Origin of the sequence: Natrinema sp. H-ect1, from assembly GCF_041821105.1 — an archaeon.
GTDB lineage: Archaea > Halobacteriota > Halobacteria > Halobacteriales > Natrialbaceae > Natrinema > Natrinema thermotolerans.
In genome coordinates this window covers 1-16,017 of the sequence record NZ_JBGUBA010000018.1, presented here as the reverse complement: position 1 = coordinate 16,017, position 16,017 = coordinate 1, and the positions used below count along the sequence as shown (strand labels likewise).

Here is a 16,017-nt window from a genome sequence, read left to right as displayed (position 1 = left end):
AGGACGGTAGGCCAGTGGCCTATAAAAGGGAACGGCGGTCGCGTGCCGTGGACGCAGACCCGTCGCGGTGGCGAGGGTCAGCCGGGGCGAGGGGTTACGACACCGGGACGGACTGCGATGGTACGGTATCGTCCCGCCGGAGTCGGCCTCGGGCGGTCCCTGCCTTGTTGAAATCCTCGGTAGCGGCTCGGAGTGGCGTGCTGAATACAGCGGACGGATTCGAAACGACGGGAGCGTCACTCGGTCCACCTGATCTCGTACTCGAGTTCGTACCGTTGTTCTCCCGTTTCCGAATCAGTGAGTCGTTCGAGTTCGGTTTCAAATCGGGCGTGTTCCGGAATGGTGACGTCTCTCGAATCCGTTTCGCTCTTCAACTCGACGGGGCCGGATTCGATCTGTTCGGCCGCATCGCGTAGCGCCGCCGCGATTTCGGTTCTCGTCCGCTGGTCCTCGAGTTTGAACAGTTGCTCTTCGGGCATCGATTTTCCTCACGTTCCGGATTCCGATATAGGTGTGGCCCGCTCTCAAACCGCTCGGTGATCGACGGCGTCACCGCGGCCGGAATCGAACGGCAGGCGGTCGATCACGCCGTGTCCGCGTCCGGCGTCCCCTAGAGCGGCTCGACGCGAAATACGTACTCCGCGTAACTCCCATCGAGATTCGCGGGACTCTCCTCGGTGGCGTGCTCTTGACAGAGAACGGCCTCCGCCTCGACGGCACCGTGTCCGGTCTCCTCCTGATATCGTTCGAGGGCGACAAACGTCGCCCGCTCGGTGCAGCCACGGCGGTGACACTCGGGAGGCGAGTCCAAAGAGTCGTCGTCGCGTCGGTCCTCGTCGTCCGCTTGCCGCTCTCGTCCGCGTTCCGTGTCTGCCATCCCGACATCGTAGGGAAGCAAGCGGGATAATACTGTGGTCGTTCCCGATCTCGGTACCGCCTACGCGCTCCGTAAGTGGCTACTAGAGATCGGTATCGTAGCGGCGTACCCGCGTGGCAACTCCCGAGTGCGCGGGGAGTTACTGACAGAACAACAATAGATGTCCGTCTTACCGATCGTGGCTGTGGTCGTGTCCGTGGTCGTGCCCGCCCCGCGTGAACTGCCCCGAAAAGGCCCGCTGGACGACCTCCGAGAGCGCGGGGTGGATGTGGACCGACTGCCGGATGTCCTGGACCGTCCCGGAGCCGGCCGTCATCGCGACGACGACCTCCTGGATCAAGTTCGAGGCATCCGGCCCGACGATGTGACAGCCGAGGATCTCGCCCTCGAGGTCGATGATCGGCTTGACGAACCCCTCGGCTTTCATCGCCGACCCGCGGGCGGTCTCCTCGTAGCGGTAGGTGCGCGTGGCGTATTCCCGATCCGTCTCCCGCACTTCTTGTTCGGTCAGCCCGACGCCGGCGACTTCCGGCGAGCCGAAGACGGCGAAGGGCATCGCCGAGTAGTCGACCGGCTCGAGGGCCTCGCCGAACAGGTTCCGCGCGACGGTCCGCGCCTCGTGGTTCGCGTTGTGTTTCAGCAGGTATTCGCCGACGATATCGCCCAGCGCCCAGACGCCGTCGGCGGTCGTCCGCAGGTACTCGTCGGTTTCGACGAAGCCGGCGGCATCGGTCTCGATCCCGGCGGCCTCGACGTTCAGCGTGTCGGTGTTGGGGACGCGACCGGCGGCGACGAGCAGTTCGTCGCCGGTGACCGAGACCGTCTCGCCGGGACCCGCCGTCTCCGCGTCCGCGTCGTCGTCCGACTCGGAGAACGGCCGTGCCTCGACCGTGATCGACTCCCCCGACTGCATCGCCGCGGTGGCCTCGTAGCCCGTGTAGACGTCGAACCGGTCGGCGTAGCGCTCGGTGAACTCGGCGGCGACCGCCTCGTCGGCGTCGGGAAGCAGCTGTGGCCGCCGGCCGACGATCGACACGTCGCTGCCGAAGGTACCGAAGAACTGCCCCAGTTCGGCGGCGATGTAGCCGCCGCCGACGATGATCAAGTGATCCGGCGGGGACTCGAGTTGGAGCGCCTCCCGGCTGGTGAGGTAGTCGACGGACTCGATCCCGTCGATCGGCGGGACCGACGGCCGGGTCCCGGCCGCCACGAGGACGGTGTCGGCGGTGAGACGCTCGCCGTCGTGATCGCCGCCGGCGAGTTCGAGCGTCCGCTCGTCGACGAACCGCCCCTCCGCTTGGTACAGGTCGTGGCGGTCCGACGAGGAGAGGCCGCGCTCGATCGAGTCGGAGCTGCCGTGGACGTCTTCGGTGACCTCCCGAACGATCTCGGCGACGTCGACGTCCTCGACGGTCGCGTCGATGTGGAACGCGTCGGCCCGCTCGATCGTCTCCAGCACGTCGGCGTGATACAGCAACTGCTTCGAGGGGATACAGCCGCGGTTCAGACAGGTTCCGCCGAGGCGGCTCTTCTCGACGACTGCGACCGACTGGCCCTGGTTCGCCGCCGCGTTCGCCACGTCCAGTCCCGATCCCGAACCGATGACCAGAAAGTCGTACTCCTTCATGGGTGGACGACGGCACCCAACGCAATGAATCCCGGGCCGCGTTTCCGCCCGACGCGGTCGGAATCAGCTCGTACAGCGTCCGAAACCAGCCGCGACCCGGCCCGCACCTATTCCTCGACCGGCGGCCACTCCCACGCGTCCGCCTCGACCACGCCGAGGAGCCGCTGTCGCCGGTCGGTCAGGTCGGCCAGCGACTCGGCGAACGCCTCGTCCGAGACGGTCGGGATGTCGTCCTCGCGCAGGCGCTCGAGGTCCGGCGCTCGCGGGACCGACGGCGCGGGGTCGATGAACGAGTCGTCTAAGGTCTCGAGGTAGCTCCGCGCGCTCGAGCGGCCGTTCTCGACGATGGCGGGGTCGAGCCCCTGTCCCTCGGGCATCGCGTACCGGGACAGCATGAGCGCCTCGTCGAGGATCGGGACGGCGACGGCCGAGGCCCGAGAGGCCTGCTCGCTGTGGTAGTAGTGGAGGATCGGGTAGGACTTGTGCTGTTCGGCGAGGGTACTCAGGTCCGCCGCGAGCGACTCGACGGTCAGCTCGAGCCCGCGGAAGTCCTCGCCGTTCCAGCCGGTTCGGAGGAACGCCTCGCTACGGCCGCCCAACCCCGTCACGGTGCTGGCGAACGAGCGTTTGTCGGCGACGGCACCGAGGACGGTCAGCACGTAGGAGACGCCGAGCGTGACGAAGGCCATGCCGGAAGCCGTCGTGAACGCGCTGGCGACCTCCCAGACGTTCCCGCCGTAGACGGGCGTGTAGTCGCCGTTCCCGTCCGTGAACATCGTGTAGGCGACGTAGTAGAACCGCCCCCACCAGTCGGCCGGACCGCCGGTCCGACTGTTGACGACGGCGAGGGGCTCGCTCGCGAAGACGATCGTCCAGCCGACCCAGATGAGACCGATCCACGTCGCGAGCGTGAGTATCAGGATGAGGGGGCCGGCGAGGCTGAGCGCTCGGTTGCGATCCCCCGTCGCGGCGCGCAGCCCCTTCCAGATCCCCGTCGTGAGCCGACCCGAGACGGGGCCGGAGCCGCCGTCGACCCACAGCGTCGTCCAGACGATGTCGACGATGCCGATGACGAGGACGACAATTCCGACGACGAGATAGACCGGGTTCATTCGACGACCGCCCGCTGCTCGAGGGTCTCGGCCAGCACCTGCGCGATCTCGGCGTTGGTCTCGGGGCTGTAGTGGCCGCCCTCCCCGCGCTCGACGTACAGCGACTCGACGTCGCCGTCGGCCGGCGAGAGGTGGGTGGCCATGTCGATCGTCGTCAGCTCCTCGTAGCGCTCGTCGAGGCGCTCGAGCAGGTCGCCGTAGATCGGGCCGTGTTCGGCCTCGTACGTCGCGTACCGGAGCTGTTGGACCATCACGAACGTCGGCTCGAAGTCCTGTTCGTTCGCGTAGTCAACGAACTCCGCGATGAGCGCGTCGAAGAGGGCTTCGTGGGTGTCGAACAGCCGCTCGTGGTACCGCACGCGGGGTCGTTCCAGTCGCAGCGCCGACTGGGTCTGGGCCAGATCGAAGTCGATCCCCGGGATGGGTCGGCCGAGCCGCCGCTCGAGTTCCTTCCCGGCCGTATAGGCCGCGTAGCGGACGTGTTCGTTCTTTGCGAGGAAGTCCGCGGTGTAGGGACGGGTCGCGAAGTGGGGTTCGAACCAGTGGTCGTAGTGGAAGTCGTACTCCCGGAGGAAGTCGGCCTTCGACTCGAGGTCGAGCAGATCCTCCTTCTCGTCGACGGGGCTCTCGATCCGCTCCAACTCGCCGTCTTCTACCACGTACCGGGGCTTGACCGCGAGGATGTTCCCGAACTCCTGGTAGTGTTTCCAGACCGAGAGGATGCGGGCGATCGAGGAGGCGGTGACGACCATGAAGACGTGGTCGGTCGGGTCCTCCGGATACTGCCGTTTGAGCCGCATCAGGGCCTGATCGAGGCCGTAGTTGCCGCCGCCGTAGTTGGCGACGTGGGTGTCGAGTTCTTCCGCGAGGTAGTTCTGGAAGGTCTCGTCGTCGTCGACCTCCCGGCAGAAACAGTAGGAGTCGCCGTAGGTCGAAACCGTCAGCTCGGCGTCGGGGTCACGGTCTTTCGCCGGGCAGACCCGGCTCGCGTACTCGTCGGTCGAGTAGGTCACGACGCTCCGGACCTCCTCACCGGGGAGGTGGTCGCCGGTGTCTTTCTGTTTCTCCCGGTCGGGCTGGGGACACCAGCCCAGTTCGGGATCGAAGCTGCTGAACTTCCCCAGTAACTCCCGGTCGATCTCGGGAAACTCCTCGGTGGCGACCGAGGGGATCCGTTCGAGCGCTCGGTACGACACGACCTCGAGAACGACCGCGACGCCGACCACCGCGAGGGCGATCGCGACGAACGGAAGCATGGACGTATCGTACCGGAACCGGAGGTAAGTGGATTGGGCCGGACAATGCCGCTTTCAGGTCGCCGTGGGTCGCACGTCGACCGCCCGACGGCGACGCCGGATTCGGACGGCGCTGTAGGTCCCCAGCCCGGCGGCGAGCAGGCCCGCGACGACGTCGGTCCAGAAGCCGAGATCGCTCGTCGTCTCGATGCCGCCGCTGCCGGCCCCGAGCAGGAACGGGGCGGCGACGAGCCAGAGGCCGACGAGCGCCGCGAGGACCGCGACGCCCATGCTCCCGAACGTCCCGTTCGCGCGGCGGGCGTAGTTGTACGCGCCGGCGACAAGCAGCGTCGCGCCGGCGAAGACGTCGTTCCAGAACTGGCCCGCGGCCAGTTCGAGGACGAACGCCTGCCCGAGGACCGCGAGCCCGACCAGGGCGATCGCCGCCGACAGCCACGTGCCGCGTTCGGCCGGGTTCGGCTCGAACGGCGTCTTGTCCCCGCCGGTCACCCCCTCGTCCCCGCGGTTATCGTGTTTGCTAGTCCCGTCCTCGCGCCACGGGGTGTCGGGGTTTTCGGTGCCGTCGTACTCGCTCATGGCCTCGAGGTCCGCCGCTCGGCGCAAAGAGGGCGCTGCCCGTGTGTGCAGGCCGGAGGCCGGAACCGACGCCCGCCGCGGCGCTACCGGACGACGGTGACCGGCACCGACGAGTGTCTGACCACGACTTCGGCGACGCTGCCGAGCAGGATCCGCGCGACGCCCGAGCGGCCGTGGCTGCCCATAACGATGTGGTCGATCGCCTCCGCCTCGGCGTACTCGAGGACCTCCTGAGCCGGCGTCCCCAGTCGCGTTCGCGTTTCGATCTCGACCCCGCGGTCCGCAGCGATCGACTCGGCGGTCTCGAGCAGGACAGCGGCCTCCGAGAGCAACGCCTCGGACTCGTCGCTGGACTCGTCGGCGGCGGTGTTCGGGATGAACGGCAGCGACGTGGTGTCGACGACGACCAGCACGGTCACGTCGTCGTCGGGAAACAGGTCGAAGGCGTACCTGAGGGCGTCGCGGGCGGGCTCGGAGTCGTCGAAGGGAACGAGGATGCGGGCCACGGATGGTGGGGTCGACGCCCGTCGCCTTCAGTCTGGGTCCGGCAAGGGCCGTCTCAGAGCGCGAGGTAGGGCCCGACGCCCAGCAGGATGACCCCCAGCGCGACCTTCAGCCGTTCGGGATCGACGACGTGGGCGACCCGCCAGCCGATGACGACCCCGAATAACAACGGCGTGCCGACGACGACGGCCAGCGGCACGAGGACGTTCCCCTGCAGGAGATACCCCGAGGCCGCGAACGTCGCGATGAAGATCGACTGGACCTGTGCGACGGCGACGGCGAGCAACATCGGGACGCCAACGAGGACGAGGGCAGGGACGGCGAGGACGGGACCACCGATCCCGAGGAGTCCGCTGGCGATCCCGAGGACGAACCCAAGTCCCGCGAGGACGAGCCGGCCGGTTCCGCTCAGCGGCTCGAGGTCATAGATCGGACTGAATCCCCGTCGCTCGCGATAGAGGATGATTCCACCGACGGCCATCGCGACTCCGCCGAGCAACGCGCCGAATACCGATCGCGGGACGAACGCGTTCACGTACGACCCGACGAGCGCGCCGGCGACGCTCGAGACGCTGAGGACGATCGCGATCGCACGGCTCTCGCCGGTGTTCATCTCCCCGGAGTGGAGGTAGGCCGCGCTGCCGACCAGTCCCGTGACCACGAACGTCGCGTGGGCGGTGCCGGCGACCTGACTCGAGGCCAACGGCGTCAGCGAGTACAGCGCGATCGTCACGAAGATGCCGCCCGGGCCGATGGTGGTGATGCCGATCCCCGAGAAGAAGGCGATCGAGGCGAGCAGCAAGAGCAGCGAGAGGCCGAAGGGTAACTCGAGCATCTGAGAGGCTAGCCAGTGGTCCGTGGCGCTCGAACTAACTCTTCTGATCCCGGCCCGCTCGGGTCAGCTATCGATCAAATAGTTGGTTACACTCTCGCGAAGGCGAACGTCCGGACTCGGCCGAGTACGCATCGCTACCGGCTCGAGGCGCGGTCGACGCTCGGCGAAAACGATACGTCAGCGGCTTCCGCCGGGTCGCTTCGGACGTTGTGCGACGGACGATCCACTCGACCGTCATCAGAGGATGCCCACGATCGTCTCGTAGAGCGACTGGACCGTCATCAGGCTCCCGATCAGCAAGACGATCCCCGCGGCCAGGAAGCCGAGGTTCTCGTACCACTCAATGTCGTAGTACTTGTTCACGGCACCGATGAGCGCGAAGACGGTCAGAGGAAGCCCGATAGCTCCGTTGACCGCCGGCATGATGATCGCCATTTCGACGGGTCCGAAGCCGGTGTAGACTAGCATCGCGAGGGCGACGATCGCCGAGAGGACGATCAGCGAGACGACGGTCCGTCGGAAGGCGACGTCGCCGAACACCGTGTCCCGGCCGAGCGACTGCGGGATCATGAACCCCGCACCGAAGAGGGTCCCGGTCGCCGACGTGATGCTCGCGAGGAACGCGGCCAAGATGAACACGACGAGGGCGAACTCGCCGAGGATCTCCGTCAGCGGGACGCCGGGTCCCGTCAGCGTCATCTCCCCTTGCGAGAGCGTGATCGCCGAGACGACCATCACGAAGCTCCCGATGGTAAGGGTCGTCGCGATCCCGGCGGCGTTGTCCCGTCGGTACTTCCAGATGTCGTCCCACTCCTTCGTCGGCTTGATGCTCGACTGAATGAAGAAGTTCGGCCAGTAGACGGTCGTCCCGAGCAGGGCGATGACCGCCGTGAGATAGCCGATCTCGGTCTGGAGGACCGGTACGAGCCCGCCGGCGACCGACTGCCACGGAACGTCGAGCCCGACGAGCAAGAGCCCGTACGAACCGAAGACGGCGAAGACGGCGGCCGCGATCGCGGCTTCGACGCGGTCGTAGACTTTGAGTTCGACGATCGCGAGGCCACCGCCCGCAGCGAGAACGATGCCGACGATCACGTTGTCGATCCACGGAAGGAGCCAGGCGAGTGCGGCCCCCGCGACGGCGTAGTTCGAGACGGCCCACAGTCCGGACATCAGCGACATCAGGATGACGACCGCGGAGCCACCGACCGGCAGCACGTCGACGATGTAGTCTGCCAGCGGTTCGTCGGTGACGGCAAGTCGCGCGCTCATGTCGTGTAGTGCGATGTCGATGAGGAACGCGAGCGGCAGCACCCACAGGAGGGAGAACGCGAAGTTCGCACCCGTGTCGGCGAGGATGTAGACCGATCCCGCGCCGAACACGTTCGCTGCGAACAGGATTCCAAGTCCGTAGCTGTAGAGCGCCCCGTGTATCGCTTCGCCGCCGGGAACGACGTCGACGATCGTTGACGTCGAGGCCGTCTGTTCGCTCACGCGCGATCACCCCGGGCGATACCCCGCGTGGCGAGGAGTGGTCGTTCCCGTTCGACCCCCGACTCAAGGTCACGATTCGGCTCGAGCGGTCCGATGGCGGACCCGATCTCGCGAGCAGCAACGCGGCCGGGTCCGCGGTGGAAAATGGGTTCGTTCGACGGTTCGATAGCAACGTCGACCGCGGTACTGTGGTCTTCCATGTGTGGTTGTGTTCCGAAAAGCGGCAGGTGGTTCGACCCTCGAGGCCACGCGACTGCGGGCTCGAGTCGGTGCGGCCGGACGAATTGCACCTGTGTACTGTCGCACGGAATGCTGTACCCGAAGCAACGATTGGGATCCGGTTGAGCGGAAAGCTTGAGATAGCAGCCCACCCCTCGCAAAGCCGACTCGAGTAATCCGATGTTCACCGATTCGTGACGGATCGACCCAGCGTGACGACCTCGAGGGCGTCGGGCTCGGAGCGGCAGCGATCGCCGACACCGACCGATCAGCCCGCCGACCCGATCGAGACGTCGTCTCTCGAGAGTCGGCCGACGCCGCCGATCGGTCCCGTCTCGGGCCGCCCCCCTCGAGTCCCTGCTGGCACCACTTTCTTGGGAGTCCGGGTCGAAGCGGCCGATACAGGCCAAGTTGCCTTCAGAAGAAGGCCTATATATTTCTATCCCTTACCACAGGTGAAGACCAAATGCAAGGACAATCCCAACAGCAGGCCTACGACCGGGGTATCACCATCTTCTCCCCGGACGGACGCCTCTACCAAGTCGAGTACGCTCGCGAAGCCGTCAAACGCGGCACCGCGAGCGTCGGCGTTCGAACGCCCGACGGCGTCGTCCTCGCCGCGAACCGCCAGATCAGCTCGCCGCTCATGGAGCGCTCGAGCGTCGAGAAGATCCACAAGGCAGACGACCACGTCGGCGTCGCAAGCGCCGGCCACGTCGCCGACGCGCGCCAGCTGATCGACCTCGCACGGCGACGCGCACAGGGCGAACAGCTCCGCTACGGTCAGGACATCGGCGTCGAGACGCTGACCCGATCGATCACCGATCACATCCAGGAGTACACCCAGACCGGCGGCGCGCGACCGTTCGGGGTCGCGCTGCTGGTCGGCGGCGTCGAGGACGGCCAGCCGCGGCTGTTCGAGACCGACCCCTCCGGCACCGACTACGAGTGGCAGGCCGCCGCCGTCGGCGGCGACCGCGACGTCATCCAGGGCTACCTCGAGGAGGAGTACCGCGAGGACCTGGACATCGACGCCGGCATCGAACTCGCCATCAGCGCGCTCAACGAGCCCGAAGAGGAGTCCGTCGCGGCCGAAGCGGTCGACGTCGCGACGATCACGACCGAGGACGAGTCGTTCAGTACGGTCGACGACGAGCGCCTCGAGTCGATCGTCGCGGAGATCGACACGGAGGAAAGCGATGAATAACCCGCTCTCGCAGGGCAACGGCGACCCCTCGCCGTACGAGCCCGAACTGGGGTCGCTGCCGAACGGCGGAGCGGCCGGCACCGACGACGAGACGGTCAACAAGACCGGGACGACGACCATCGGCATCACGACCGACGAGGGTGTCGTCATCGCGACGGACATGCGCGCCAGCCTCGGCGGCCGGTTCGTCTCGAACAAGAACGTCCAGAAGGTCGAGCAGATCCACCCGACCGGCGCACTGACGCTGGTCGGCTCCGTCGGCGGCGCGCAGTCGTTCATCTCGACGCTGCGAGCCGAGGTCAACCTCTATGAATCCCGGCGCGACGAGCCGATGCCGATCGAGGCGCTGGCGACGCTGGCGGGTAACTTCGCCCGCGGCGGCCCGTTCCGGGCGATCAACCCCATCCTCGGCGGCGTCGACAGCGAGGGCAGTCACGTCTACAGCATCGACCCCGCCGGCGGCGTCATGGCCGACGACTACACCGTCACCGGCTCCGGGATGCAACTCGCCTACGGCCTCCTCGAGCAGGAGTACGAGGACGACCTCTCGCTTGCGGACGCGAAATCCGTCGCGGCCCGCGCGATCAAAAGCGCCGTTGAGCGCGACACCGGCTCGGGCAACGGCGTCTTCCTCGCGGAAGTCACCGGCGAGGGCGTCGACATTCAGGGCCACGAGGAGTTCGACGCGGTCATCTAAGCCGCTTCGACGGCAGGTTCAGTTTCGCCGCCGCGATTCACCGGATCCGCGCTCGCGCGCGTACACGTGACTTTTATTAGGGCCGGACCGCTATCCGAAAGCAGGTTTTACATGTCCCAGGAAAGCGAGTACGGAGCCGGGCAGATTCAGGTCTTAGAGGGCCTGGAGGCTGTACGAAAGCGACCGGCGATGTACATCGGCTCTACCGATTCTCGAGGACTCCACCATCTGGTCTACGAAGTGGTGGACAACTCGATCGACGAGGCGCTGGCCGGCCACTGCGACGATATCACCGTCTCCATCCACGAGGACGGCTCGGTGAGCGTCGCCGACGACGGCCGCGGCATCCCCGTCGACACACACGAGGAGTACGACCGCCCTGCACTCGAGGTCATTCTGACCGTCCTCCACGCCGGGGGCAAGTTCGACAACAAGTCCTACCAGGTCTCCGGCGGCCTCCACGGCGTCGGCGTCTCCGTCGTCAACGCCCTCTCCGAACGACTCGAGGCCGAAGTCAAACGCGACGGCGGCGTCTTCCGCCACGCGTTCGAAGGCGGCGAACCCGTCGGCGACATGGAGCGGGTCCGCGACATGGAGCCCGACGAGGAGACCGGCACGCAGATCCAGTTCTGGCCCGACACTGGCATCTTCGAGACTGGCGAGATGTCCTTCTCGACGCTCTCGAACCGACTCCGCGAGCTGGCCTTCCTCAACTCGGGCGTCCGTATCACGCTCCGCGACGAGCGCGAGGAGACCGACGACGGCGACGTGGTCACCGAGACCTACGAGTACGACGGCGGCATCCGCGAGTTCGTCGAGTACCTGAACGAGACGCGCTCGGCGATGCACGAGGACGTCATCTACTTCGAGGACGAGGAACAGAGCATCCAGATCGAGGTCGCGATGCAGGCCACCGAGGAACTGCAGGGCTCGATCCACGCCTTCGCGAACAACATCAACACCCGCGAGGGTGGGACCCACCTCACCGGGTTCAAAACCGCACTGACGCGGTGTGTCAACGACTACGCCAACGAGAACGACCTCCTCTCGGACCTCGATAACAACCTCACGGGCGAGGACATCCGCGAGGGGTTGACGGCGGTCATCTCGATCAAACACCCCGACCCCCAGTTCGAGGGCCAGACGAAGACCAAACTCGGCAATAGCGAAGTCCGAGGGATCGTCGAGAGCGCGATGCACGAGGGGCTTGGCACCTACTTCGAAGAACACCCCGACACCGCCGAGTCGATCGTCAACAAGGCCGTCGAGGCCGCCAAGGCCCGCATGGCCGCCCAGAAAGCCGAGGAACTCACGCGGCGCAAGTCCGCTCTCGAGTCCACGTCGCTGCCCGGGAAACTGGCCGACTGCCAGACCAAAGACCCGGAGGAGGCCGAACTGTTCATCGCTGAGGGTGACTCCGCCGGCGGCAGCGCGAAACAGGCCCGCAACCCCGACTTTCAGGCCATCCTGCCGATCAAAGGGAAGATCCTCAACGTCGAGAAACACCGGCTCGATCGCATCCTCGAGAACGACGAGATCCGGAACATGATCACCGCCATCGGCGCGGGGATCGGCGACGAGTTCGACATCGAGGACGTCCGGTACAAGAAGATCATCATGGCGACCGACGCCGACGTCGACGGGGCTCACATCCGGACGCTCCTGCTGACGTTTTTCTACCGGCACATGCGCCCGCTGCTCGAGGGTGGCTACGTCTACGCGACCCAGCCGCCGCTGTACCGGATCCGGTATCGCGGCGAGACCTACGACGCGATGACCGAGGCCGAGCGCGACGAGATCGTCGCGGAGAAATGCGACGGCAACCCCTCGCAGGTCCAGCGGTTCAAGGGCCTCGGCGAGATGAACCCCCAACAGCTCTGGGATACGACGATGGACCCGGACAACCGCATCCTCAAGCAGATCACGATCGAGGACGCGGCCGCGGCGGACAAGATGTTCTCCGTCCTGATGGGTGACGCCGTCGAACCCCGCAAGCAGTTCATCAAGGAACACGCGCCGGAAGCCGAGTGGATCGACATCTAGACCCGAACTTTTACCCTGCGTGCGGTCGCTTCGCGACCGCACTCGGTAAAACTTCGATGAAAAGCACTCCTCCCTCCCCGCCGCGCGGCAAGCCGCGCTCCGGGTCGGTCGTCGGCCCGCTCGAGCGTCCGCAGAGCGGACGCTCTCACGGATGCAGTGCTTGTAAGCTGACCGGATACCACCACGAAACCAAATGAAGACATGAGTTCAGACGTACCCGATCCGACTGATATCGAGGCGCGAGCGGTAGAGAACGTCCGCATCGAGGACGAAATGGAGCAGAGCTACATCGACTACGCGATGTCCGTCATCGCGGGCCGTGCGCTCCCCCGCGTCGAGGACGGCCTGAAACCCGTCCACCGGCGCATCCTCTATGCGATGCACGAGATGGGGGTCTCGAGCGGCTCGAGCCACCGGAAGTCCTCCTCGATCGTCGGGGAGACGATGGGTGATTACCACCCCCACGGCGACAGCGCGATCTACGACACGCTGGTCCGGATGTCCCAGGACTTCTCGATGCGTTATCCGCTGGTCGACGGCCAGGGGAACTTCGGCTCGATGGACGGCGACCCGGCCGCCGCACAGCGATACACCGAGGCTCGGATGTCGCCCATCTCCGAGGAGTTGCTCGCGGACATCGAGAAAGACACCGTCGACTTCTCCGCGAACTACGACGACCGCCTGCAGGAACCCGACGTCCTGCCGGCAGCGTTCCCGAACCTACTCGTCAACGGGTCCTCCGGGATCGCGGTCGGGATGTCGACGAACATCCCGCCGCACAATCTCGGCGAGGTGATCGACGCGACGATCGAACTGATCGACGACCCCGACGCGACGGTCGAAGACCTGATGGAACACGTCAAGGGCCCCGACTTCCCGACCGGCGCGAACATCGTCGGGCGCGACGCGATCTACTCCGCCTACAAGACCGGGCGTGGCCGCCTCCGCGTCCGGGCCGAGTTCGAGGTCGAGGAGTGGAAGAACGGGCGTGAGCGGATCGTCATCACCGAACTCCCGTTCCAGGCCAACAAGGCCCGCCTCGTCGAGCGCATCGCCGACGACGTCAACGAGGGCGAGATCGACGGGATCTCCGACCTGCGCGACGAGTCCGACCGCGACGGCGTCCGGATCGTCGTCGAACTCAACCGCGGGGCAAACGCCGAGGTCGTCAAGAACAAACTGCTCGAGAACCATCTCGAGAAGACCTTCGGCGTCATCAACCTCGCGCTGGTCGACGGCCAGCCGCGGGTCCTCTCGCTCAAGGAGACGTTAGAGGAGTACGTCGCCCACCGCCGCGAGGTCGTCCGCCGGCGCAGCGAGTACGACCTCGCGGAGGCCGAGGACCGCGCCCACATCCTCGAGGGGCGGCTGACGGCCGTCGAGAACGCCGAGGACGTGGTCGAGCTGATCCAGAACAGCGAGACGCGGTCGGACGCAAAGGAGAACCTCCAGGACGCCTACGACTTCTCCGCGGACCAGGCCGACCACATCGTCCGGATGCAACTGGGGAGTCTCACCTCGATGGAGGCCGCCGAGATCAACGAGGAGTACGAGGAGGTCCAGGCCGAGATCGAGCGCCTGACCGCCATCCTCGAGAGCGAGGCCGAACTGCTTGCGGTCATCAAAGACGAACTCCGCGAGATCAAAGCCGAGTACGCCGACGACCGCCGGACCTCGATCGTCGAGGACGAGGGGACGGTCACCCACGAGGACCTCATCCCCGAGGAGGAGGTCGTCGTCGTCATGACCGAAGACGACTACGTCAAGCGGATGCCGATCGACCAGTTCGACCCCCAGGGCCGGGGTGGCAAGGGCATCATCGGCGCGGACGTCAAGGAAGACGACCGCGTCGCGACGGTCTTCCGGGCTAACACCCACGACTACCTGCTCTGCTTTACGAATCAGGGCGAGGTCTACCGGCTCAAGACCTACGAGATCCCCGAGATGGGCCGGACGGCACGCGGGAAATCCGCGGTCAACATCCTCGATCTCGACCCCGGCGAGGACATCACGGCCATCGTCGACACTGACGCCCTCGAGGACGACGAGTACGTGACCATGGCCACCCGGAACGGCTACGTCAAACGCACCGCCGGCGAGGCGTTCGACAACATCCGCTCGACGGGGATCATCGCCGCCGATCTCGAGACGGGCGACGAACTCGTCGACGTCGAGGTCACCGACGGCTCGCAGGACCTGGTCATCGCGACCGAGGGCGGGATGACGATCCGCTTCGACGAGGACGAGGTCCGCGCGATGGGACGGAACGCCCGCGGCGTCAACGGCATCAAACTGCAGGACGGCGACGCCGTGGCGGGACTTGTCGCGACCGACGAAGGCGACGAGCAGGCGCTGCTGACAGTGACCGAGAACGGCTACGGCAAGCGGACGCCGCTTTCGGAGTACAGCACGCAGTCGCGGTACGGCAAGGGCCTGATCGACATCAAGACCGGCGAGCGAAACGGGCCCGTGACGGCCGTCAAAGCCGTCTCCGACGACGACCAACTCGTGCTGATGAGCGAACGCGGGCAGATCGTTCGGACCCGCGTCGACGAGATTTCGACCGTCAGCCGGAACACGATGGGCGTGACCGTCATGGACGTCGAGGAGGGCGACGCAGTCGCTGCGGTCGACGACATCCCGGCAGCCGCCGCCGAAACCGGCGACGAACCGGTCGACGCGACGGACTGAGCCGGCCGCGACTCGGCGCTGCTCGAGCGGGCGAAAAAAGCCGTTTTCGAACCGATACGGCGGAGAGAGCAGACGCTAGATGGACGGAGAGACGGCGGTCGAGTGCCGATCAGTGGGCCGGTTCCTCGGCGGGCGCGACCATGTCGTCGATCCGCAGGATCAGGATGTTGTTCGTGTCGTCCTTGCCGTCGACTGTTCCCTCGATCAGCAGCTTCGAGAGCGGCGTCGGACCGACGGTGACCGAATCGTCCTCGTGGATGTCGCTCAGCGTCCCCTGAATGTGGATCTCGGCCCGGCAGAGTTCGGGGTGGTGAACGCTCGAGAGGTCGATTTCCTCGATGATGGTGGCGTCGACTGGTTCGCCCTCGTGTTGCATCGGGACCGCGGCGGGCTCGTCCATCTGCTGGATCTCGAGTGCCTCGTAGGCGGCTGCAGTGGGCTTGTAGCCACCTTTCGGCCCCGGTACACCCTCGACGAGCTGGAGGGCTTTGAGACTCTGCATCTGGTTACGGATCGTGCCGGGGTTACGGTCGACTTGTTCCGCGATGTCCTCGCCTTTGATGGCATCTTCGGACTCTTTGTGGAGGTTCGTGAGCGCGCGGAGGATTTTCTTCTGGCTGGGTGTGAGTTCGATGGATGACATAGGTATTTATTCGTATTTGGTTTCCTTAAACCCGGCGGGTGAGTCCGTCGGATTCGTGGGGGAACGTGACGTTTGCACGGGGGACGTGAAGATGTTTCTTTTCGTTCCGCGACGGAAACTAGGTGTCCGTTGGCACGATTCACTGGGAGTCAAACGCTTGCGAACTATCTTGATACAGCGAGAGAATCCCGCCGTTTACGGCGGGCGTGAATCGCGTACGCTTCGCTGAGATGCCA

At 65.9% G+C, this 16,017-nt stretch carries 14 protein-coding genes; 4 read left to right on the top strand and 10 right to left on the bottom strand.

Going from position 1 to position 16,017, the window contains the following annotated elements:
• Positions 1–236: 236 nt before the first annotated feature.
• The 9 genes from ACERIM_RS18830 to ACERIM_RS18790 all read right to left on the bottom strand — a co-directional run bounded on the left by ACERIM_RS18830 (position 237) and on the right by ACERIM_RS18790 (position 8,281).
• A complete protein-coding gene (locus ACERIM_RS18830; protein ID WP_006650564.1) occupies positions 237–479 on the bottom strand; it encodes an amphi-Trp domain-containing protein in 243 nt (80 codons plus the stop codon).
• Between the two features lie 131 nt (positions 480–610).
• The gene (locus tag ACERIM_RS18825; RefSeq protein ID WP_006650563.1) at positions 611–877 is read right to left on the bottom strand and encodes a hypothetical protein; all 267 of its coding nucleotides are present in this window, start codon (positions 875–877) and stop codon (positions 611–613) included.
• 169 nt (positions 878–1,046) lie between these two features.
• On the bottom strand, positions 1,047–2,504 hold the full coding sequence (locus ACERIM_RS18820) for a dihydrolipoyl dehydrogenase (protein WP_373633774.1): 1,458 nt from the start codon (positions 2,502–2,504) through the stop codon (positions 1,047–1,049).
• A gap of 107 nt (positions 2,505–2,611) precedes the next feature.
• Positions 2,612–3,616, bottom strand: coding sequence for a two pore domain potassium channel family protein (locus tag ACERIM_RS18815; RefSeq protein ID WP_373633773.1), 1,005 nt, complete (start codon positions 3,614–3,616; stop codon positions 2,612–2,614).
• Entirely contained in the window at positions 3,613–4,872 is a 1,260-nt protein-coding gene (locus ACERIM_RS18810) for a hypothetical protein (RefSeq protein WP_373633772.1), read from the bottom strand. Before ACERIM_RS18810 ends, ACERIM_RS18815 begins: the two co-directional genes overlap by 4 nt.
• A 54-nt stretch (positions 4,873–4,926) precedes the next feature.
• Entirely contained in the window at positions 4,927–5,448 is a 522-nt protein-coding gene (locus tag ACERIM_RS18805) for a hypothetical protein (protein ID WP_373633771.1), read from the bottom strand.
• A gap of 83 nt (positions 5,449–5,531) precedes the next feature.
• Entirely contained in the window at positions 5,532–5,954 is a 423-nt protein-coding gene (locus ACERIM_RS18800; RefSeq protein ID WP_373633770.1) for a universal stress protein, read from the bottom strand.
• Positions 5,955–6,007: 53 nt separating this feature from the next.
• The gene (locus tag ACERIM_RS18795; protein WP_373633769.1) at positions 6,008–6,787 is read right to left on the bottom strand and encodes a sulfite exporter TauE/SafE family protein; all 780 of its coding nucleotides are present in this window, start codon (positions 6,785–6,787) and stop codon (positions 6,008–6,010) included.
• Positions 6,788–7,024: 237 nt separating this feature from the next.
• Positions 7,025–8,281 (bottom strand): divalent metal cation transporter, encoded by a 1,257-nt coding sequence (locus tag ACERIM_RS18790; protein ID WP_373633768.1) that lies wholly within the window; start codon positions 8,279–8,281, stop codon positions 7,025–7,027.
• 685 nt (positions 8,282–8,966) lie between these two features.
• On the opposite strand from ACERIM_RS18790, the gene psmA reads away from it, so the two are divergent.
• The 4 genes from psmA (at position 8,967) to gyrA (ending at position 15,138) form a co-directional block, all read left to right on the top strand.
• Positions 8,967–9,707 carry an archaeal proteasome endopeptidase complex subunit alpha gene (psmA, locus tag ACERIM_RS18785; RefSeq protein ID WP_006179383.1) on the top strand — a complete coding sequence of 247 codons (741 nt, stop codon included), beginning with the start codon at positions 8,967–8,969 and terminating at the stop codon, positions 9,705–9,707.
• Positions 9,700–10,404, top strand: coding sequence for an archaeal proteasome endopeptidase complex subunit beta (gene psmB, locus ACERIM_RS18780; protein ID WP_006650557.1), 705 nt, complete (start codon positions 9,700–9,702; stop codon positions 10,402–10,404). Before psmA ends, psmB begins: the two co-directional genes overlap by 8 nt.
• A gap of 111 nt (positions 10,405–10,515) precedes the next feature.
• Entirely contained in the window at positions 10,516–12,447 is a 1,932-nt protein-coding gene (gene gyrB, locus ACERIM_RS18775) for a DNA topoisomerase (ATP-hydrolyzing) subunit B (RefSeq protein ID WP_049966500.1), read from the top strand.
• 201 nt (positions 12,448–12,648) lie between these two features.
• Entirely contained in the window at positions 12,649–15,138 is a 2,490-nt protein-coding gene (gene gyrA, locus ACERIM_RS18770) for a DNA gyrase subunit A (RefSeq protein ID WP_373633767.1), read from the top strand.
• Positions 15,139–15,247: 109 nt separating this feature from the next.
• Here the strand turns inward: gyrA and ACERIM_RS18765 are convergent, their stop codons facing one another.
• Positions 15,248–15,781 carry an Rrf2 family transcriptional regulator gene (locus ACERIM_RS18765; protein ID WP_006179387.1) on the bottom strand — a complete coding sequence of 178 codons (534 nt, stop codon included), beginning with the start codon at positions 15,779–15,781 and terminating at the stop codon, positions 15,248–15,250.
• Positions 15,782–16,017 lie beyond the last annotated feature (236 nt).